Annotated in this window: 15 protein-coding genes; 11 read left to right on the top strand and 4 right to left on the bottom strand. The window is 64.0% G+C overall.

The window, feature by feature from the left end:
- Positions 1 to 158 precede the first annotated feature (158 nt).
- From AiwAL_RS03620 to lpdA, 9 genes are all read left to right on the top strand, one after another.
- Positions 159 to 1,577, top strand: coding sequence for a cytochrome ubiquinol oxidase subunit I (locus tag AiwAL_RS03620; protein ID WP_262312136.1), 1,419 nt, complete (start codon positions 159 to 161; stop codon positions 1,575 to 1,577).
- Positions 1,578 to 1,584: 7 nt separating this feature from the next.
- The gene (cydB, locus tag AiwAL_RS03615) at positions 1,585 to 2,613 is read left to right on the top strand and encodes a cytochrome d ubiquinol oxidase subunit II (RefSeq protein WP_262312135.1); all 1,029 of its coding nucleotides are present in this window, start codon (positions 1,585 to 1,587) and stop codon (positions 2,611 to 2,613) included.
- On the top strand, positions 2,597 to 2,746 hold the full coding sequence (locus tag AiwAL_RS03610) for a DUF2474 family protein (RefSeq protein WP_235703163.1): 150 nt from the start codon (positions 2,597 to 2,599) through the stop codon (positions 2,744 to 2,746). The genes cydB and AiwAL_RS03610 overlap by 17 nt, the downstream gene beginning before the upstream one ends.
- 51 nt (positions 2,747 to 2,797) lie before the next feature.
- Positions 2,798 to 3,949: a cell division protein ZapE gene (gene zapE, locus AiwAL_RS03605; protein WP_235703164.1), complete on the top strand. Its 1,152-nt coding sequence runs from the start codon at positions 2,798 to 2,800 to the stop codon at positions 3,947 to 3,949.
- Positions 3,950 to 4,095: 146 nt separating this feature from the next.
- Complete coding sequence (gene sucC, locus AiwAL_RS03600) at positions 4,096 to 5,292, top strand: ADP-forming succinate--CoA ligase subunit beta (RefSeq protein ID WP_235706271.1); 1,197 nt, start codon at positions 4,096 to 4,098, stop codon at positions 5,290 to 5,292.
- Positions 5,292 to 6,167, top strand: a complete 876-nt coding sequence (gene sucD, locus AiwAL_RS03595) for a succinate--CoA ligase subunit alpha (RefSeq protein WP_262312134.1) — start codon at positions 5,292 to 5,294, stop codon at positions 6,165 to 6,167. The genes sucC and sucD overlap by 1 nt, the downstream gene beginning before the upstream one ends.
- A 306-nt stretch (positions 6,168 to 6,473) precedes the next feature.
- Entirely contained in the window at positions 6,474 to 9,329 is a 2,856-nt protein-coding gene (locus AiwAL_RS03590; protein WP_262312133.1) for a 2-oxoglutarate dehydrogenase E1 component, read from the top strand.
- Positions 9,330 to 9,353: 24 nt separating this feature from the next.
- Complete coding sequence (odhB, locus tag AiwAL_RS03585) at positions 9,354 to 10,628, top strand: 2-oxoglutarate dehydrogenase complex dihydrolipoyllysine-residue succinyltransferase (RefSeq protein WP_235703172.1); 1,275 nt, start codon at positions 9,354 to 9,356, stop codon at positions 10,626 to 10,628.
- Between the two features lie 10 nt (positions 10,629 to 10,638).
- Complete coding sequence (gene lpdA, locus AiwAL_RS03580) at positions 10,639 to 12,030, top strand: dihydrolipoyl dehydrogenase (RefSeq protein ID WP_235703173.1); 1,392 nt, start codon at positions 10,639 to 10,641, stop codon at positions 12,028 to 12,030.
- A gap of 3 nt (positions 12,031 to 12,033) precedes the next feature.
- On the opposite strand, the gene AiwAL_RS03575 is transcribed toward lpdA, so the two are convergent.
- Genes AiwAL_RS03575 through AiwAL_RS03560 form a run of 4 tightly spaced genes read right to left on the bottom strand, consistent with a single transcriptional unit; the run spans position 12,034 to position 17,312 of the window.
- Positions 12,034 to 12,756 carry a metallophosphoesterase gene (locus AiwAL_RS03575; RefSeq protein WP_235703174.1) on the bottom strand — a complete coding sequence of 241 codons (723 nt, stop codon included), beginning with the start codon at positions 12,754 to 12,756 and terminating at the stop codon, positions 12,034 to 12,036.
- Entirely contained in the window at positions 12,753 to 14,165 is a 1,413-nt protein-coding gene (locus AiwAL_RS03570; RefSeq protein WP_235703175.1) for a deoxyribodipyrimidine photo-lyase, read from the bottom strand. The genes AiwAL_RS03575 and AiwAL_RS03570 overlap by 4 nt, the downstream gene beginning before the upstream one ends.
- On the bottom strand, positions 14,165 to 14,833 hold the full coding sequence (gene pdeM, locus AiwAL_RS03565; protein WP_235703176.1) for a ligase-associated DNA damage response endonuclease PdeM: 669 nt from the start codon (positions 14,831 to 14,833) through the stop codon (positions 14,165 to 14,167). The genes AiwAL_RS03570 and pdeM overlap by 1 nt, the downstream gene beginning before the upstream one ends.
- Before the next feature lie 28 nt (positions 14,834 to 14,861).
- Positions 14,862 to 17,312: a ligase-associated DNA damage response DEXH box helicase gene (locus AiwAL_RS03560; RefSeq protein ID WP_235703177.1), complete on the bottom strand. Its 2,451-nt coding sequence runs from the start codon at positions 17,310 to 17,312 to the stop codon at positions 14,862 to 14,864.
- A gap of 55 nt (positions 17,313 to 17,367) precedes the next feature.
- Here AiwAL_RS03560 and AiwAL_RS03555 point away from each other — a divergent pair, with 55 nt between their 5' ends.
- Both AiwAL_RS03555 and AiwAL_RS03550 read left to right on the top strand, forming a co-directional pair.
- Entirely contained in the window at positions 17,368 to 18,384 is a 1,017-nt protein-coding gene (locus tag AiwAL_RS03555) for a ligase-associated DNA damage response exonuclease (protein ID WP_235703178.1), read from the top strand.
- Positions 18,381 to 19,967, top strand: a complete 1,587-nt coding sequence (locus AiwAL_RS03550; protein ID WP_235703179.1) for a cisplatin damage response ATP-dependent DNA ligase — start codon at positions 18,381 to 18,383, stop codon at positions 19,965 to 19,967. The genes AiwAL_RS03555 and AiwAL_RS03550 overlap by 4 nt, the downstream gene beginning before the upstream one ends.
- Positions 19,968 to 19,979 lie beyond the last annotated feature (12 nt).

Raw genomic sequence — 19,979 nt, 5'->3', positions numbered from 1 at the left:
GATTCTGAAATTCCTACTCAGTTGTGGCGGCGATTTTAGGAATTTCAGAATCATAGCCGCGCTGGAAGTGCTTGATTTTTCTAGTGTTCTATCGTTGCGGAAATTCGTAGAACGCTTTTGGCAATGCAAACGGATTTCCGCAACGGAACACTAGAGCCATGCAGTCGGCCATCACGTCACCCCTCGCGCTCAATCTCGCGCGATCCCAGTTCGGGTTCACCATCGCGTTCCACATCATGTTTCCCGCTTTTTCGATCGGGCTGGCGAGCTATCTCGCAGTGCTCGAACTGATGTGGCTGAAGACGCAAAACCAGGTCTATCTCGACGCCTATAAATACTGGCTTAAGATTTTCGCCGTAGTATTCGCCATCGGCGTGGTTTCGGGGCTGGTGATGGCATATGAGGTAGGGGCAAACTGGAGCGGCTATTCCAACAAGGCGGGACCGATCCTGGGGCCGCTGCTGGCTTATGAAACGCTGACCGCATTTTTCCTCGAGGCCGGGTTTCTCGGGATCATGCTGTTCGGCCTGAAGCGGGTGGGACCGAGGCTGCATTTTGCCGCGACGGCGCTGGTGTCGATTGGAACGCTGATTTCGGCCTCGTGGATTCTGTCGGCCAATTCCTGGATGCAGACGCCGCAGGGCTACACGATCGGGCCGCACGGCGTGTTCGTGCCGGTCAATTGGTGGAAGATCATCTTCAACCCGACCTTTCCCTATGAATGGCTGCACATGGTGACGGCGGCCTATCTGGCGACCGCCTTCGCGGTGGGCGCGGTGGGTGCGTTTCATCTGCTGCGGCACAAGGATAATCCGGTCAGCCGGCTGATGCTGTCGATGGCGATGTGGATGGCGGCGATCGTCGCGCCGATCCAGGGATTGATCGGCGATTCGGCTGGCCGAGAGGTCTGGAAATCCCAACCGGCGAAACTCGCCGCGATGGAGGGCGACTTCCATACCAGGGCGGGCCAGGCGCTGCATCTGTTCGGCTGGCCGGATCGGGCGCTCGGCATGCTGCTATACGATCTCAAGGTGCCTGATCTGGGTTCGCTGATCATCACCCACTCGATGCATGGCACGGTGCAAGGGCTCGATGCGTTCCCCGAGAAAAACTGGCCGGTTCTGGTGACTACCTTCTGGGGGTTTCGCATCATGGTCGGGCTGTGGGCGGTGATGGTTGCGGTGGGGCTGTACAGCCTGTGGCTGCGCTATCGCCGGCGGCTGTACGAGGCGCGGCGGTTTCACCGGATCGTGGCATCGTGCGGGCCGATCGGCTTTATCACCATCATCGCGGGCTGGACCGTGACCGAGACCGGGCGCCAGCCCTGGACGGTCTATGGCGTGCTGCGCACGGCGCAGAGCGTGTCGCCGCTGAGTGTGGGCGAGGTATTGTGGTCGTTCGGCATCATCATCGTGTTGTATTGCGTCGTGTTCGGCACCGGCATCCGCTACATCCTGGCAATGATGGCGCGTGAGCCGCAGACCGGCGAGCCGGAGCCGAGCGGCGACAAGCCGCTGCGTACCTACGGGCCGCAGGGGCTGCACGACCCCGACGCGACCGTCAATTCGGCGGAGTGACGGACCCATGCTGAACGTTCATACGCTGCCGATCATCTGGGGCTGCATCATGGCCTTCGTGATCTTCGCATATGTCACATTGGACGGATTCGACCTCGGCGTGGGTATTCTGTTCGGGGTGGAACCGATGCGCGAGGACCGGGACGTGATGGTCAATTCCATAGCGCCGGTCTGGGACGGCAACGAGACATGGCTGGTGCTTGGCGGATCGGGGCTCTACGGGGCGTTTCCGGTCGCCTACAGCGTGATTTTGCCCTCGGTTTATCTGCTCGTGATCACCATGTTGATGGGGTTGATCCTGCGTGGCGTGTCGTTCGAATTCCGCTTCCGCGCGACCACTGAACGCCAGCGGCATTTATGGGATTACGGGTTTTTCGGCGGTTCGGTGGTGGCGGCGTTCTGCCAGGGGGTTATTCTCGGCGGCGTGCTGCAGGGAACCCGGATCGCGCATCAGCAATTCGCCGGCGGGACGTTCGACTGGCTGTCGGGATTCTCGATCTTTACCGGGATTGCCGTCGTGCTGGGATATGCGCTGCTGGGAGCGACCTGGCTGGTTTGGCGCACCGAGGGCGAGTTGCAGCGCCGGGTCCGGCGGCACGCGAAGGTACTCGGCATCGTGATGCTGGCGCTGATCCTGGTGGTGAGCCTGTGGACGCCGACCCTGGACCCGTCCTTCGCGCATCGCTGGTTCAGCTTTCCGGGGATTTTCATCACCGGGCTGGCGCCGCTCGCGGTGATCGCCCTCGGTTATGCGTTTTTCCGCACGCTCGCGCGCGATACCGAGGCGCATCACGACAAGACGCCGTTTCTTTGCGCGCTCGGGATGTTTTTCGTGAGTTTCCTGGGGCTCGGCTATTCGCTTTATCCGAATATCGTGCCGCCCACACTGACGATCTGGCAGGCGGCATCGCCGGTCAGTTCGCAGATTTTCCTTCTGGTGGGCGCCGTGGTGATGATCCCGATCATCATCGGCTATAATATATTCGCCTATTCCATATTCCACGGGAAGGTCGAGGCCGGTGCCCATTATCATTGACGCATGGCTCGACCGTGCGCTGCGCGATCATCCGGTTCTGCGCAGATGGGTGTGGTTCGTCCTCATCTATGCGGTGAGCGTGGCGGTTTTCGCGGCGGTCGCTTTTGGCTTGAACGCGCTGGTGCCGGGTTGAGCCTGCGCGCAATGTTGTGTCGCGGCGTGGATTGCGCTACCGGCGCGCTCCATGCTCGATGACGTGAAAGAAGGGTCCGGCGTGGGAATCATGTCCGCTTACCGGGCGCGGATCGAGACCGGCGCGATCCTGATGGACTCCGCGCAACGGCGGGCGGTGGAGCGGCTGCAGGAACTCTGGACCCGGCTGCGCGGCTACGACCCGCAGCCCAGAACGACGCCGAACGGCTGGCTCGGCCGCCTGCTGAACAAGAAACGGGTCGACGAAGTGCCGGTGGACTATCCGAACGGCCTCTATCTCGTGGGCGAGGTCGGGCGCGGCAAATCCATGCTCATGGACATGTTTTTCGACGCCGCCGAGGTTCCGCGCAAGCGCCGCGTGCATTTTCATGAATTCATTCAGGAATGCCACCAGCGCCTGCATCGCATCAATCAAGGCGAGGCGGAGGACGCGATCGCCGTGCTGGCGGCCAAGATCGCCGCCGAGGCTTCGTTGCTTTGCTTCGACGAATTCCAGATCCACGATATCGGCGATGCCATGTTGCTGGGCCGACTGTTCGAGGCGCTGTTCGCGCGAGCGGTGGTGATCGTCGCCACCTCGAACACGCTGCCCGACAATCTTTACAGGAACAAGCCGGGCTATGAGAGTTTCAAGCCCTTTATCGCGCTGCTGAAACGCCACCTCGACGTGCTGGTGCTTGATGGCGGACGCGATTACCGGCGCGAGCGGGTGCATGGCGTGCTGAATTGGCATGTGCCCGCCGACGGCAACGCCGAGCGCGCGCTGGACGACGTGTTCGCCCGGCTGACCGGCGGAGCGACGCCGCAGCGAACCGCCCTGACCGTGTTCGGCCGCAAGCTCGTGGTGCCCTATGCGGCCAATGGAGTGGCCCGGTTCGATTTTTCGGCGCTCTGCGCCCAGGCGTTGGGGGCGGGCGACTATCTGGCGTTGGCGACGCATTACGATACAGTTCTGATCGATGCGGTGCCGCTGCTTTCGCCGGAGAATTTCGACGAGGCGCGGCGGTTCATCACCCTGATCGACGCGCTCTATGAACATCGGGTGAAACTCTACACCTCGGCCGCCGCCGAGCCGGCGGCACTCTATACCTCAGGCACGGGGGCCGCGATTTTCGAACGAACGGTCTCGCGGCTTGAGGAGATGCGCAGCGAGGCGTATTTCGCGTTGGCCCACTTAACTTAGGAGATGACAGTGGCGCCGTTTCCATGCGGTTGCGTGGTGCAAAACGATAGTCTAGGTCCGCGCCGGCAGGTGAAGCGTATCGCGGATAATATCGAAATCACAATATTTTCGGATGACAGGCCAATGACGACCGTACGGGGAATCAGATGAACATACATGAGTATCAGGCGAAGGAATTGCTGAGATCGTATGGGGTTTCGGTATTGGGGGGCAGTGTTGCGTGGAGCGGGGAGGAGGCTGCTTTTGCGGCTGGGAAGCTGCCTGGTCCGGTTTATGTTGTGAAGTCGCAGATCCATGCGGGTGGGCGTGGTGCGGGTCATTTCAAGGACGATCCTGCCGGTAAAGGCGGGGTTCGCTTGGCGCGGAGTGCGGCGGAGGTTCGCGCGGCGGCGGAGGCGATGCTGGGGCATGTTCTGGTGACCAAGCAGACGGGTGCGGCGGGGCGGGTGGTTCGGCGGGTGTATGTCGAGGCTGGGTGCGACATCAAGCGCGAGCTGTATTTGTCGTTGCTGGTGGATCGTGGGGCGTCGCGGATCGTGATCATGGCGTCGACCGAGGGGGGGATGGAGATCGAGGAGGTCGCTGAGCATCATCCCGAGAAGATATTGCGGGTTTCGGTTGATCCGGCGACCGGGGTTTCCGGGTTTCATGCGCGCAAGCTGGGTTTCGGGCTGGGGCTGGAGGGCAAGCAGATCGGTGCCTTCGCGACGTTTGTGGAGGCGATGTACCGGGCGTTCGTTGGGCTGGACTGCGCGATCGTCGAGATCAACCCGCTGGTGGTGACCGGTTCGGGGGATGTGGTGGCGCTGGATGCGAAGGTGAGCTTCGACGACAACGCGCTGTATCGGCATCCTGATCTGGAGAAGCTGCGTGACGAGGCGGAGGAGGACCCGAAGGAGCTGGAGGCGGCGAAGCACAGCCTGAGCTATGTGGCGCTGGAGGGCTCGATCGGCTGCATGGTGAACGGGGCCGGGCTGGCGATGGCGACGATGGACATCATCAAGCTGTATGGGGCGGCGCCGGCGAATTTTCTGGATGTTGGCGGCGGCGCGACCAAGGAGCGGGTGACGGCGGCGTTCAAGATCATCCTGTCGGACCCGAACGTGGAAGGGATACTGGTGAATATTTTCGGCGGGATCATGCGCTGCGACGTGATTGCCGAAGGGGTGGTGGCGGCGGCGCGGGAGGTGTCGCTGTCGGTGCCGCTGGTGGTTCGTCTGGAAGGGACCAACGTCCAGTTGGGCAAGGACATTCTGTCGAAATCCGGGCTGCCGATCATCGCGGCGGACAATCTGGCGGATGCGGCGCAGAAGATCGTGGCCGCCGTGAAGGAGGCCGCGTGATGGCGATACTGGTCAATGCCGCGACGAAGGTGATTACCCAGGGGTTCACCGGGGCGCAGGGGACGTTTCATTCCGAGCAGGCGATCGCCTACGGCACCAAGGTGGTGGGCGGGGTGACGCCGGGCAAGGGCGGGACGCGGCATCTGGATCTGCCGGTGTTCGACACGGTGGCGGAGGCGCGGGAACGGACCGGGGCGGATGCGAGCGCGATCTATGTGCCGCCGCCCTTCGCGGCGGATGCGATCCTGGAGGCGATCGATGCCGGGGTTCCGCTGATCGTGTGCATCACCGAGGGGATACCGGTGCTGGACATGGTTCGGGTGAAGCGGGCGCTGGCGGGTTCGGCGTCGATCCTGGTGGGGCCGAACTGCCCTGGGGTGATCACGCCGGATGCGTGCAAGATCGGGATCATGCCGGGGCATATTCACCGGCGGGGCAAGATCGGGATCGTGTCGCGCTCGGGGACGCTGACCTACGAGGCGGTGGCGCAGACCACGGCGGCGGGTCTGGGGCAGTCGAGCTGTGTGGGGATTGGCGGCGATCCGGTGAAGGGCCTGGATTTCATTGAGGTTCTGGAGCTGTTTCTGGGTGATGATGAGACCGAGGCGGTGATCATGATCGGCGAGATTGGCGGGCAGAGCGAGATCGAGGCGGCGGAGTTTCTGGCCAAACACAGGGTGAAGAAGCCGGTGGTCGGCTTCATCGCCGGGGTGACCGCGCCGCCGGGACGGCGGATGGGCCATGCCGGGGCGGTGATTTCCGGCGGGCGCGACACCGCCCAGGCGAAAATCGAGGCGATGAAATCCGCCGGAATCCATGTCGCCGACAGCCCAGCATCCCTCGGATCAACCATGGTGAAGGCGCTGCGCGCCTAGAGCGTGATGACTTACAGTCGATCACGCTCTAGTTTTTGTTTGAGCGAGCAATTTCATGGCTTTGCGGATCGCTTCGCGATTCCGCTTAAAGCCATATTGCTCTAGCGCAGCGAGTTGAAACAGTGGTCGTATCGGGCCGGGCACTGACGGGATGGATGTTCATGCAAGATGAGCATTCCAGCCCGGTGCCGATACGGTGCAATTGCTTAGGTGATTGCACTATGTCTCTCGCATCGATTTTAACACTCGACCGGGCACTTCCGGGCAGACGATCAGGTGGCCTCGTGCGGCCGGAGGATTTCTGACATGGCTGGTGTGGATATTCTGGCGACGGCGATGAATGGCGGCAACGCCGCTTTCATCGCCAATCTGTATGCGAAATGGGTGACCGCGCCCGACAGCGTTGACCCCGATTTCGCATCCCTGTTCGCGACGCTGGGCGACGAGACGAAGGCGGTGCTGACCGATGCGCTGGGCGCTTCCTGGGCACCGCGCCCAACCGCATTCGCCCCGGCGGAGATTGGTGTGCCGCAACCGGCGCCGATCGACTCCGCCGACAGCCGCAAGGCGACGATCGATTCGATCCGTGCGCTGATGCTGATCCGCGCTTATCGCGTGCGCGGCCATCTCGAAGCCGATCTCGATCCGCTTGGTCTCAAACGGGTCGGTCATCACCCGGAACTCGACCCGAAAACCTATGGCTTCACCGATGCCGATCTGAACCGGCCGATCTTCATCGACAAGGTGCTCGGCCGCGAGACGGCGACACTGCGCGAGATCATCGCGATTTTGCGCGAGAGCTACTGCGGCAAGATCGGCGTCGAGTTCATGCATATCCAGGACCCCGAGCAGAAAGCCTGGATGCAGCGCCGCATCGAGGGTGCGCCCTGGCGCGACTCGTTTTCGAAGGAGCAGAAACGCGAGGTGCTTCAGCACCTGACCGAAGCCGAAGGGTTCGAGGTGTTCTGCCAGCGCCGCTATGTCGGTACCAAGCGGTTCGGCCTGGAAGGCGGCGAAAGCACCATCCCGGCGCTGCATGAAATCATCGAGACGGCGGCGCGCGACGGGGTGGGGGAAATCGCGATCGGGATGCCGCATCGCGGCCGGCTGAACACCTTGGCGAATATCGTCAAGAAACCGTTCACCGCGCTGTTTTCCGAATTTGGTGGCGAGAGCTTCAAGCCGGATGCGGTTCAGGGTTCGGGTGACGTGAAGTATCACCTCGGCACCTCGACCGATCTGTCGATCGACGGGAATCAGGTGCACCTGTCGCTGCAGCCCAACCCGTCGCATCTCGAAGCGGTCGATCCGGTGGTGGTCGGCAAGGTGCGCGCGCGCCAGGATATGGCGAGCGACACGCGCAGCCGCCGCTCCGTCATGGCCATCCTGATGCATGGCGACGCGGCGTTTGCCGGCCAGGGCCTGGTTTACGAGACGCTCGCGATGAGCCAGCTCATCGGCTATCGCACCGGCGGAACGATCCATATCGTGGTGAACAACCAGATCGGGTTTACCACGGTGCCGGCCCATGCCTATTCGGGGCTCTATTGCACCGATGTCGCGAAATCGGTGCAGTCGCCGATTCTGCATGTCAATGGCGACGATCCCGAAGCCGTCGTGTTCGTGGCGCGGCTCGCCACCGAGTTCCGTATGCAATTCGCCGTCGATGTGGTGATCGATCTGGTTTGCTATCGCCGGCACGGCCATAACGAGACCGACGAGCCGGCCTTCACCCAGCCGCTGATGTATCAGGCGATCCGGGCGCGCAAGACGACCCGCACGCTCTATGCCGAGCGCCTCGTCGCCGAGGGTGCGCTGACGAATGCCGAATCCGACGCGATGTATCAGGATTTCGTCGCGACCCTCGAAGACGCCTACAAGGCGGCGGGCGGTTATAAGCCGAACAAGGCGGATTGGCTGGAAGGCCATTGGGCGGGACTGAATTCGTCGCGCGATGAGGATGGTGAAACCGAGGAACCGACCGCGATCGGGCTCGACGAACTGCGCGAGATCGGTGCCGCCTTGTCGCGTTCGCCGGATGATTTCGATATCAATCCGAAAATCGCCCGCCAGCTCGACGCCAAACGCGAGATGATCGAGAGCGGCGAGGGGATCGACTGGGCAACCGGCGAGGCCCTGGCCTTCGGCTCGCTGCTTCTCGAAGGCCACCGGGTCCGGCTGTCCGGCGAGGATTGTCAGCGCGGCACGTTCAGTCAGCGGCATGCCGTGCTGGTCGATCAGACTAACCAGCACGAATATGTACCGCTCAACAATATTCGCGACAATCAGGCGAAGATCGAGATTTTCAACTCGCTGCTGTCGGAAGCCGGCGTGCTCGGCTTCGAATACGGCTACTCGGTCGCCGATCCGCGCACGCTGGTTTTGTGGGAAGGCCAGTTCGGCGATTTCGCCAATGGCGCGCAGGTAATCATCGATCAGTTCATCGCCGCCGGCGAGAGCAAGTGGCTGCGCATGTCGGGCCTCACGCTGCTTCTGCCGCATGGTTATGAGGGACAGGGACCGGAGCATTCCTCGGCGCGGCTCGAGCGGTATCTGCAGCTCTGTGCCGAGAACAACATGACGGTGTGCAACATCACCACGCCCGCCAATTATTTTCATGCGCTGCGCCGCCAGCTCAAGCGGAATTTCCGCAAACCGCTGGTCATCATGACGCCGAAATCGCTGCTCCGGCACAAGCTCGCGGTCTCTACGCTCGACGAGATGAGCAACGGTTCCACGTTCCGCACGGTGATCCCCGAAATCGACCCGATCGGCCCGAGCGAGCAGGTCAGGCGCGTGGTGATCTGCTCGGGCAAGGTCTATTACGATCTGCTCGCCGAGCGGCGCGATCGCGCGATGACCGACGTTGCCATCGTGCGGCTCGAACAGTTCTTTCCGTTCCCGAAAAAGGCCCTCAAATCCGCGATCGAGATGTATAGCAAGGCCGAGATCGTGTGGTGCCAGGAAGAGCCGGAGAATATGGGCGGCTGGCAGTTCGTCGATCGCCGGATCGAGCACGTTCTGGGTTGCATGGGTTCGGCGATGACGGCCTCCCGGCCCGTTTATGTCGGCCGCAAGCCAGCGGCGAGCCCGGCGACCGGACTCGCCAAAACCCATGCCGCCGAGCAGGCGGCACTGGTCAAGGAAGCGCTCGGCGTTTGATAGGCTGACAGGAAAGGCGACACGATGTCCACCGAAATCAAGGTTCCGACTCTGGGCGAAAGCGTGACGACGGCGACCGTCGCGCGCTGGATGAAGAAGGCAGGAGAGCGGGTCGAGCGCGACGAGCCGGTCGTCGAGTTGGAGACCGACAAAGTCACGGTAGAGGTCAATGCCCCTGAATCCGGCACGATCGAAGCGATCGCGGCCGATGAGGGGGCCGAGGTCGAAGTCGGCGCGCTGCTCGGAACCATCGGTGCGGGCAATGGCAAAGCCGGGGCGCCGGCGAAAACCGAGACAAAAGCGGAGCCGAGACAGGACGCAAAGGCTGATGCGAAGACCGACGCCGCGAAGCCAGGCGCCAACCCGCCGAGCGGGGTGAACCCTCCACCGCCGCCGTCCGGTCCGGTCTCGCGCGGCGATCACGCGCCGCTGCCGGCGGCACAGAAGATGATGACCGAACAAAAAATTGCCGCCGGGCAGGTGGGCGATGGATCGGGCAAGGATGGCCGCATCACCAAGGGCGACGTGATCGCGTTTCTCGAAAAGCCGGCCGAGAAGCCCGCGCCAGCCGCGGCGAAGGCACCGCGCGCCGAGGATCCTCGCGAGGAGCGGGTGAAGATGACCCGGCTGCGCCGCACCATCGCCACGCGCCTCAAGGAAGCGCAGAATAACGCGGCGATGCTCACCACCTTCAACGAGGTGGATATGAGTGCGGTGATGACACTGCGCAGCGAATACAAGGACGCGTTCGAGAAGAAGCATAAGGGCGTGCGTCTCGGCTTCATGAGCTTCTTCGTGAAGGCCTGCGTCGCCGCCCTGCGCGAATTCCCGGCAGTCAACGCGGAGATCGATGGCGACGACATCGTCTATCGGAATTTTGTCAATATGGGCATCGCGGTCAGCAGCCCGAACGGGCTGGTGGTTCCCGTGCTGCGCGACGCCGACCGGATGAGCTTTCCAGAGATCGAAGCGGCGATCGGCGATTTCGGCAAGCGGGCGCGCGACGGCGCGTTGAAGCTGGACGAACTTTCCGGCGGCACGTTCTCGATCACCAATGGAGGCGTATTCGGTTCGCTGATGTCCACGCCGATCCTCAACCCGCCGCAATCGGCGATCCTCGGGATGCACAAGATCCAGGACCGGCCGATGGCGATCGCCGGCAAGATCGAGATTCGGCCGATGATGTATCTTGCGGTCTCCTACGATCATCGGATCATCGACGGGCGCGAAGCGGTCTCGTTCCTGGTGCGCGTGAAGGAGAACATCGAAGATCCGCGTCGCCTGATGCTCGAGATCTGAGGAGCCGTCCATGAGCGAACAATTCGACGTCATCGTCATCGGCGGCGGTCCGGGCGGCTATGTCTGCGCGATCCGTGCGGCGCAACTCGGCATGAAGGTCGCCTGCGTGGAAAAGCGCGCGACGCTCGGTGGCACCTGCCTCAATGTCGGGTGCATTCCATCGAAGGCGCTGCTGCAATCCTCGGAAAACTATCACGCGCTGCTGCATGGCTTCGCGCAGCACGGGGTGATGGCGAAGGAAGCGTCGTTCGATCTGGCGCGTATGATGGGTCACAAAACCGATGTGGTGACCGCGAATGTGAAGGGCGTCGAATTCTTGTTCCGCAAGAACAAAGTCACCTGGATCAAGGGTTCGGCTTCCTTCAAATCTGCCGATACCGTCACGGTCGATGGCAAGGAGTATCAGGCAAAACACATCGTTATCGCGACGGGAAGCGAAAGTATGCCGCTTCCCGGCGTCGAGATCGACGAGAAGACGATCGTGACATCGACCGGCGCGATTGCGCTGGAATCGGTGCCGAAGCATCTGGTGGTGATCGGCGGGGGTTATATCGGCCTCGAACTTGGCAGTGTCTGGCGGCGGCTCGGTGCCGAGGTGACGGTGGTGGAGTTCCTCGACCGGCTTGTGCCGACGATGGATGGCGAGATCGCAACGGCGTTCCAGAGGATTCTTGCCAAGCTGGGCATGAAGTTCAAACTCGGCACCAAGGTGACCGAAGCGAAGAAGACCAAGTCCGGCGTTTCGCTGACGCTGGAACCGGCCAAGGGTGGTGCGGCGGAAACGCTGGAAGCCGATGCCGTGCTGGTCGCGATCGGGCGACGCGCCCTTACCGAAGGGCTTGGTCTCGACGTGGTCGGTGTGGCGATGGATGAGCGCGGCAGGGTCAAGACCGATGGTCATTTCTCAACCAACGTCAAAGGCATCTACGCGATCGGCGACGTGATCGACGGGCCGATGCTTGCGCACAAGGCCGAGGAAGAAGGCGTCGCTCTCGCCGAAATCCTTGCCGGGCAGGCGGGTCATGTGAATTACGGCGCGATCCCCGGCGTGGTCTATACGTGGCCCGAGGTCGCGTCGGTCGGCAAGACCGAGGAAGATTTGAAAGCCGAACGCGTGGAATACAAGGTTGGCAAATTCCCGTTCACCGCCAACGGCCGCGCCCGTGCGATGGGCGACACCGACGGATTCGTGAAACTGCTCTCGGACAAGAAGACTGACAAACTGCTTGGCGCCCATATCATCGGGCCGGATGCCGGCACGATCATCGCCGAACTGGTATTGGCGATCGAATTCGGCGCTTCGGCCGAGGATGTGGCGCGCACCAGCCACGCGCATCCGAGCCTGAACGAGGCGGTGAAGGAAGCGGCGCTCGCGGTGGAGGGCCGCGCGATTCATATCTAATCGTTAGTCGTCGGAAGAATCTGATCTTGCGTCCCGAAGACTAACGACCGGCGACCGAAGACTGATATCGATCCACGACAGATGACCACCCTTGCCGGCGCCGGTGTCGAGAAAGATCGCGCTCCCGCCTGCTGGATTGTTGAGGGTGAACGGCCTGCCGTTGGTGCTGCGCTGGTCGTGGCCGCAATAGACGGTCATTCCTGAAGGGATGGTCTCGATCCAAGCGAGCAGACGCTCGGGTTTGCCGGCGCCGGTCGTGCGTCCGGTCGTCTGGCCGTAGAGCGCGCGGGCGAGCAGTTTGCCGGGCCGCCCGGCGGGGAAGGGCGGCGGCTGGCTCGTCAGCATCGCCGGATGGAAGCCGCCATGGACGAACATCGCTTTCGCCGTCGCGATCCAGGCCGGGGCGCGGGTAATTTCGTGAAGGGCGCGGCTTGCCGTTGCCGTATCAAGTGACGTCAAGGTTGTCGCGAGCGCCGGTCCGCGCTGCACCGCATCGCCTCGCAACGCGCGCGCCAGCTTGAAATCGTGATTGCCGAGGAGAAAAATCCCGCGGCCTTCATCGATCAGACGAAACATGATGTGCAAAACGCCCGGCGTGTCCATCCCGTCATCGACCAGATCGCCGAGCTGGACGATGAATCGGTCGGTTGCGACGGCGGCGGCAAAACCGTGCGAATCGCCATGAACGTCGCCGACGATGCGGAGCGGAACGCCGTGCGGGATCATCCCTTGCCCCCGATTTCCTTGAATGCAGCCAGCGCGCGGTTGCGGCCGCTCTTAAGGTCGACGATCGGGCGCGGATAGGTCTTGCCGAGCGTCACCCCGGCCTCGCGCAGAACGTCTTCCGGCGCTTCCCAGGGGTTCTGGATGAACTTGTCCGGCAGTTGCGCGAGTTCGGGCATGAATTCGCGGACATAGGCGCCGTCCGGGTCGAATTTCCAGCCTTGCAGCACCGGGTTGAACACACGGAAATACGGTGCCGCGTCGGTGCCGCATCCGGCCACCCATTGCCAGGAGGCGGCGTTGTTGGCGGCATCGGCATCGACCAGGCAATCCCAGAACCAGGCAGCGCCCTCCTGCCAGGGGATCAGCAGGTGCTTGACCAGGAAGGAGGCGGTGACCATCCGCATCCGGTTGTGCATCCAGCCGGTCTGCCAGAGCTGGCGCATTCCGGCATCGACGATCGGGATGCCGGTTCGCCCGTGCTGCCAGGCGCGCAATTCCGCCGGCGCGCGGCGCCAGGGGAATGAAGCGTATTCCGCCCGCAGCGGCTCGACCGCCAGCTTCGGGTTGTGCCAGAGCAGGTAGCCGGCGAATTCCCGCCAGAGCAGTTCCTTCAGATAAGTCTGTTTGCCGCTGCCATCGGGTTTCGCCGCCGACGCCTCGCGCCAGACCGCGTCGATCGAAATCTCACCCCAATGCAGATGCGGTGATAGGCGCGAGGTGCCGGAGCGGTCCGGCCGGTCGCGCTCGCGCGCATAGGCGGCGAGATCGTCCTCCAGGAAATCACCCAGCCGCGCCCAAGCGCCGGCTTCGCCGGGTGTCCAGGCCCCGCGCAAGCCGTCGGCCCAGTCGGGCTGGGTTGGCAGCAGCCCCCAATCCTCCAGCCGCTCGCTCTCGACGCGCCCACCCCCCGCCAGGCGATCCGGCGGGGCGATCGGCGAGCGCGGATGGACGGCATCGAAGGCGGCGCGGGAGAACGGGGTATAGACACGGTACGGGTCGCCGGACCGGCTCGCGATATGCTCCGGCGACAGCAACAGGGCCGAACGCTGACGGTGAAACGGGATATCGAGGCGCGCCAGCGCTTCCGCTGCCGCGCGGTCGCTTTCGCGCAGCCAGGGCTCATGCGCCTGGCCGGCATGCACCGAAACCGCCCCGATCTTCCGTGCCAGCGCTGGGACGATCTTCGTCGCATCGCCCCGCCGCACTACTAGATGGCCGCCACGCCCGGCGATATCGTCCCGCAGCGACGCCAGCGAATGATGCAGCCACCAGAGCGAGGCGCCGCCCAATTTCGCCACCGGATCGAGTACGTAAAGCGGCACCACCTCCCCTTCGTCGAGCGCGGCCGCGAGGGCGGGATTGTCGGCGAGGCGGAGATCGTTCCGAAGCCAGAGCAGCGCCTTCGCCATCAGCTCGCCTTCGCCGCATGGGCGAGCGGAAAGGTGTAGATCCGGTCCCGGCTTAGCAGGAAGACTTGGCCGCCACGCGGAAACAGTGCGCGGATAGGAGGCGAGGTCACATCGAGCCCGCCGGCATAGGCGCCGAAGGCAGGCAGCAGGATGCGATGCGCATCCGCCACGAAACAGGGCCGCGCAATTGCGGCACCCCGCGTCGCGATTCGTGCCTTCGGGTGGAAATGTCCTGAAAATTCGATTTCGCCGGGTGCGAGTCGCGATGCTTCGTGGCGGAAGGTGAAATTTTTCTCGCGCAGCTCGATCATGGCGGACTCGGCAGGGTCGTGATTGCCCGCGATCCAGATGAATTTTTGTTCCGATTCAAGGCGCGCGAGGCGGCCGGCGTCGTCCGGGGCCATGCGCGCCAGGCCGAGCGGGTCGTGAAATGAATCCCCGAGCGCAATCACCCGTTCGGGTGCGTAGCGGCTCAGCAGAAGGGTAAGCCGGTCGAGCGTCGTCCGGCTGTCATAGGGCGGCAGCAACGATCCGCGCGTGGCGAGGGACGAGGCTTTTTCAAGATGCAGGTCGGCGACGATGATGGTTCGGCTTGCCGGCCAGACCACGGCGCCGGAAGGATCGAGCAGGAAGCGCTCGCTTGCGCGATGGATTGGGGCGGCGATCATGCAGCCGTCAATTCCATATCGGGCGGGTTCACGCCATGGCGCCGGCATCGCCCATGGCCTCGGCGATGAGGGCTTCGGCTTCTTCCAGCAACGCGTCTTCGCCGCCGCCGCCGTGCACCTGCTCGCGGCCGACCTCCAGCAGGACGGGAACGGCCAGTGGCGAGACGCGGCCAAGCCTGCGATGGTGGATGCGCCCCCGCGCGCGGGCGAGCATTCCGGCGATGCGCGCGAGATCGACCAGGCCATGCGCGGCGTCGGCGCGGGTCGCGCGCAGCAGAATATGGTCGGGTTCGTGTTTGCGCAGGACATCGTAGATCAGATCGGTGTTGACCGTGACCTGTCTACGGCTGCGCTCGCCGCCCGGATGCATCCGTTCGATCAGCCCGGCGATCACCGCGACATTCCGAAAACTGCGCTTGAGCATGGAACTCTCGGCCATCCAGGCTTCCAGGTCGTCGCCAAGCATGTCCTCCTCGAACAGGCGGGGGATGTTCCGGGGCTCACGGGCGCACCAACAGCCGAGCACGTAATCGGTGGCGACGAAGCCGAGTGGCTGGTCGCCGAACCGCTCCAGCCGGCGGGTGAGCAACATGCCGAGCGCCTGATGCGCCTGCCGCCCCTCGAAGCAATAGGCGACCAGATACCACCGCCCGCCGCGCGGGAAGGTTTCGACCAGGAGGTCGTCGGGCGCGGGCAGGCTGGAGCGTGTGGCCTGGAGTTCGAGCCATTCGCGCACCGGCTCGGGGAAGCGATGCCAGGTTTCGGGGCTGTGCAGGATCGCGCGGACGCGATCGGCGAGGTTGGTCGTCAACGGCATCCGCCCACCTTCATAGGCGGGGATTTTCGGGTCGCCCTCGCCGCCGTCGGCCGCCATGACGGTGGTTTCGCGGATGCCGAGGAAGCGCAGGCGTCGCCCGGCGAACAGGAAGGTGTCGCCTGGGGAGAGCATCGAGACGAAATATTCCTCGATCTCGCCGAGCGTGATGCCGCCGAAGCCGCGCCGGCCGCCGAGGCGGACCTTCAGCGTCGGCGCCTCGACGATGGTGCCGATATTCATGCGGAATTGCCGCTGGATGCGGGCGTTGCGGACATGGATGTTGCCGTCGGCGTCGCGGAACAGTTTGCGGTAGCGCTCATACACCGAAAGCGCGTAGCCGCCGTCCTCGACAAAGCGCAGCACGTCGTCGAAATCCTTGCGGGGGAGATCGGCGTAGGGTGCCGCGGCGCGGATTTCGGCGAACAGATCATCGGGTTTGAACGGGGCGGCGCAGGCGCAGCCGAGAATGTGCTGGGCCAGAACGTCGAGCGCGCCGGGACGGGGTGGATCGCCGTCCAGCGCGCCGGCGGCGACGCCCTCGATCGCGGCTTCGCATTCCAGCACCTCGAAGCGGTTGGCGGGAACCAGCAAAGCGCGCGAGGCTTCGTCCATCCGGTGATTGGCGCGGCCGAGCCGCTGCATCAGGCGGGAAATGCCTTTCGGCGCACCGACCTGGATCACCTGATCGACCCCGGCCCAGTCGATGCCGAGATCGAGCGAGGAGGTCGCGACCACGGCGCGCAGCCGGCCGGACGCCATCGCGGCCTCGACCTTGCGGCGCTGCGCGATGTCGAGGCTGCCGTGATGCAGGGCAATCGGTAGGGTTTCGGCGTTGTGCCGCCACAGCGCCTCGAACATCAACTCGGCCTGGGCGCGGGTGTTGACGAAAACGATGGTCATGCCGGCACTGGCGATGCGGCGCAGGATCGCTTCCGCCGCCATCAGCCCCATATGGCCGGACCAGGGTAGATCGCCGGGGGCGATCAGCATGGCCACCTCGGGAGCGGTGCCGGGTTCGCCGGTGATCATGCGGGTCGCGCGATCATGGCCGCCGGGTGAGAGCCACGCGCGCATCGCTTCGGGATGGGCGATCGTGGCGGACAGGCCGATGCGGCGGGCGTCAGGGGCGAGTCTGGTGAGGCGCGCGAGGCCGAGGGCGAGTTGGTCACCCCGTTTGGTACCGGCGAGGGCGTGGATTTCGTCGAGAACGATCATCCGAAGCTCGGCAAAATTTTTCTTCGCGTCCGGCAGGGAGAGAAGCAACGCGAGACTTTCGGGCGTGGTGAGCAGCAGATGCGGCGGGTCGATGCGTTGCCGGGCGCGGCGATTGGCCGGGGTGTCGCCGGTGCGGGTCTCGACGCGGACCGGCAGGCCCATCTCGGTGATCGGGGCGGTCAAGTTGCGCGCGATATCGGTCGCCAGTGCCTTCAGTGGGCTGACATAGAGCGTGTGCAGCCGGGGCGTGGGGTCGTTGCCCAGGGCGATCAGGCTGGGCAGAAATCCGGCCAGCGTCTTGCCGCCGCCGGTGGGGGCGATCAGCAGAACGTCGTCGCCGGCGCGGACGGCATTCAGGACGGCAAGCTGGTGGGCGCGGGGCGACCAGTTCTTCGCACCGAACCAGGCGGCGAAGGCTGGAGGCAGGGCGTTCGAGCTGTCGGGCACGCGGGCAGAATGAGGGGGGCTGGCGGTTTGCGCAATCGGAAGCCATGTTTCGGCGATGACGCCGCACCCTGAAACCTGGCTGCAGCCGCGCCCCGAAGGGCTCTATTGCATTCCGGGCGATTTTTTCATCGACCCGGTGCGTGCCGTCGAGCGAGCGGTGATCACCCATGGCCATTCGGATCACGCGAGGCCGGGGCACGCCCATGTGCTGGCCAGTGCCGAAACGCTCGCGATCATGCGCGCCCGGATGGGCGATGACAGAGCGGGGGCGACCCAGCAAGCGGCGGCGATCGGGGAGGTTTTGCGGATCGGCGAGGTCGGCGTGAAGCTGGTGCCGGCGGGGCATGTGCTGGGGTCCTGCCAGGTGGTGATGGAGTATCGGGGCAGCCGCGCAGTGGTTTCGGGCGACTACAAGCGCCGGGCGGACCCGACCTGTGCGCCGTTCGTGCCGGTGATTTGCGATGTGTTCGTGACCGAGGCAACGTTCGGACTGCCGGTGTTCCGTCATCCCGAAACCTCGAAAGAGATCAGCAAGTTGCTGCATTCGAAGGAGATTTTCCCGGACCGGCCACATCTGGTCGGCTGCTACGGGCTGGGCAAGTGCCAGCGGCTGATCGCGCTGCTGCGGGAGGCTGGGTATGGCGCGCCGATTTATCTGCACGGGGCATTGGTAAAACTTTGCGAGCTTTATGAGGCGCTCGGCGTGCGGCTTGGAGATTTGCAGCCGGCGACGATGGCGGACAAGGATGCGCTGACGGGAGCGATCGTGCTGGCGCCGCCCTCCGCAGTGGCGGATCGCTGGGCGCGGCGGCTGGATGACCCGGTGGTGGCGTTCGCCTCGGGTTGGATGCGGGTGCGCCAGCGCGCCAAGGCGAGCGGGGTGGAATTGCCGCTGATCATTTCCGACCATGCGGATTGGGACGAGTTGCTGGCGACGGTCGAGGATGTGCAGGCGCCGGAAATCTGGGTGACGCATGGCGCGGAGAGCGCGCTGATCCGCCAGCTTGGCCTGATGGGGCGGCGCGGCCGGGCGCTCAGCCTGATCGGTTACGACGATGAGGAAGAATCTTGAAGCCGTTCGCCGATTTGCTGGAGCGGCTGATCTATACCCAGGGGCGCAACGCGAAGATTCTGCTCCTGGCCGATTATTTCGCGCATCGGCCTGACCCCGAGCGCGGTTTCGCGCTTGCGGCGATCGCCGGCAAGCTCGATTTTCCGGGAGCCAAGCCGGCGGTGCTGCGCGGATTGGCGGAGGCGCGATCCGATCCAGAATTGTTCGTGATGTCCTATGATTATGTCGGGGATCTGGCGGAAACGATCGCGCTGATCTGGCCGCGCGCACAGGTTTTGGCACCGCCTGAATTGCCGGAGGTGGTCGCGGTGCTGCGCGGGGTGCCGAAAGGGGAGATTCCAGGAATCATAGCCGGGTGGCTGGATGCCAGCGATGTTTCGACCCGGATCGCGCTGATCAAGCTGATGACCGGCGGATTGCGGGTCGGGGCGTCGCTGCGGCTTGCCAAGCTGGCGCTGGCGGAGCGGTTCGGTGTGGAGGTCGGTGCGATCGAGGAGGTGTGGCACGGGCTTGAGCCGCCCTATGGGCCGTTATTCGACTGGCTGGAGGGTCGCGCATCACGGCCTGAGCCGGGGCGGAAGCCGGTGTTCCGCCCGCCGATGCTCGCGCACCCGATCGAGGATGCGGATCGGGCTTCGCTGGATTGGGGCGCGTATCGGGCTGAGTGGAAATGGGACGGCATAAGGGTGCAACTGGTCGCCACACCGGCCGGAAAGCGGCTCTATTCGCGCGGAGCCGACGATATTTCGGCGGCTTTTCCTGAAATCCTCGCGGCGACGGATTTTCATGCCGTGCTCGACGGCGAGTTGCTGGTGATCCGCGACGGGGTGGTGGCGCCGTTCGCCGATTTGCAGCAGCGGCTGAACCGGAAGTCGGTGGCCGCGAAATTGCGCGCGGATTATCCGGTCGCGGTGCGGCTTTACGATATTCTGTTCGACGGCCCCGAGGATTTGCGGGCGCTGCCGTTCGATGCGCGGCGCGCGCGGCTGGAGGATTGGTTCGCGCGAGTAAGGCCGGCACGAATGGATCTGTCGCCGCAGATTGCGTTCGCGGGTGAGGCGGAACTGATGGCGCTCCGCGCCGGGGCGCGGGATTCGGGCATCGAGGGGCTGATGCTCAAGCGCGGCGATTCGCCGTATCTCGCGGGCCGGCCGAAGGGGCCGTGGTGGAAGTGGAAGCGCGATCCGCTCAGCCTCGATTGCGTGCTGATGTATGCACAGCGCGGCCACGGCAAGCGTTCGTCCTTCTATTCGGATTACACGTTCGGAGTCTGGACCGAGGAAGGAACGCTGGTGCCGATCGGCAAGGCATATTCAGGATATACGGATGCGGAGCTGTTAGTGCTGGACCGGTGGATACGGGCGCATACGGTTGCGACCTATGGGCCGGTGCGAGAGGTGGAGCAAAAAATTGTGTTCGAGGTGGGGTTCGATTCCGCGCAGCGATCCAGCCGGCACAAATCGGGAATTGCCCTTCGTTTTCCACGGATTTTGCGGCTGCGCCCCGACAAACCGGCGGCGGAGGCGGATACGCTGGCGACCGCGGTGCGACTGGTAGGGGAAACGGCGGAAAAGCAAAGGTAAGGAGGTAATACC

Origin of the sequence: Acidiphilium sp. AL (assembly GCF_025499445.1) — a bacterium.
GTDB classification, from domain to species: Bacteria; Pseudomonadota; Alphaproteobacteria; order Acetobacterales; family Acetobacteraceae; genus Acidiphilium; species Acidiphilium iwatense.
This window is presented reverse-complemented; position numbering and strand designations above follow the sequence as displayed.

Bases quoted from the DNA above. Each gene is read 5' to 3' on its own strand.
- AiwAL_RS03620 (WP_262312136.1), top strand. From the start codon at position 159: ATGCAGTCGGCCATCACGTCACCCCTCGCGCTCAATCTCGCGCGATCC.
- cydB (WP_262312135.1), top strand. From the start codon at position 1,585: ATGCTGAACGTTCATACGCTGCCGATCATCTGGGGCTGCATCATGGCC.
- zapE (WP_235703164.1), top strand. From the start codon at position 2,798: ATGCTCGATGACGTGAAAGAAGGGTCCGGCGTGGGAATCATGTCCGCT.
- sucC (WP_235706271.1), top strand. From the start codon at position 4,096: ATGAACATACATGAGTATCAGGCGAAGGAATTGCTGAGATCGTATGGG.
- sucD (WP_262312134.1), top strand. From the start codon at position 5,292: ATGGCGATACTGGTCAATGCCGCGACGAAGGTGATTACCCAGGGGTTC.
- AiwAL_RS03590 (WP_262312133.1), top strand. From the start codon at position 6,474: ATGGCTGGTGTGGATATTCTGGCGACGGCGATGAATGGCGGCAACGCC.
- odhB (WP_235703172.1), top strand. From the start codon at position 9,354: ATGTCCACCGAAATCAAGGTTCCGACTCTGGGCGAAAGCGTGACGACG.
- lpdA (WP_235703173.1), top strand. From the start codon at position 10,639: ATGAGCGAACAATTCGACGTCATCGTCATCGGCGGCGGTCCGGGCGGC.
- AiwAL_RS03575 (WP_235703174.1), bottom strand. From the start codon at position 12,756: ATGATCCCGCACGGCGTTCCGCTCCGCATCGTCGGCGACGTTCATGGC.
- AiwAL_RS03570 (WP_235703175.1), bottom strand. From the start codon at position 14,165: ATGGCGAAGGCGCTGCTCTGGCTTCGGAACGATCTCCGCCTCGCCGAC.
- pdeM (WP_235703176.1), bottom strand. From the start codon at position 14,833: ATGATCGCCGCCCCAATCCATCGCGCAAGCGAGCGCTTCCTGCTCGAT.
- AiwAL_RS03555 (WP_235703178.1), top strand. From the start codon at position 17,368: ATGACGCCGCACCCTGAAACCTGGCTGCAGCCGCGCCCCGAAGGGCTC.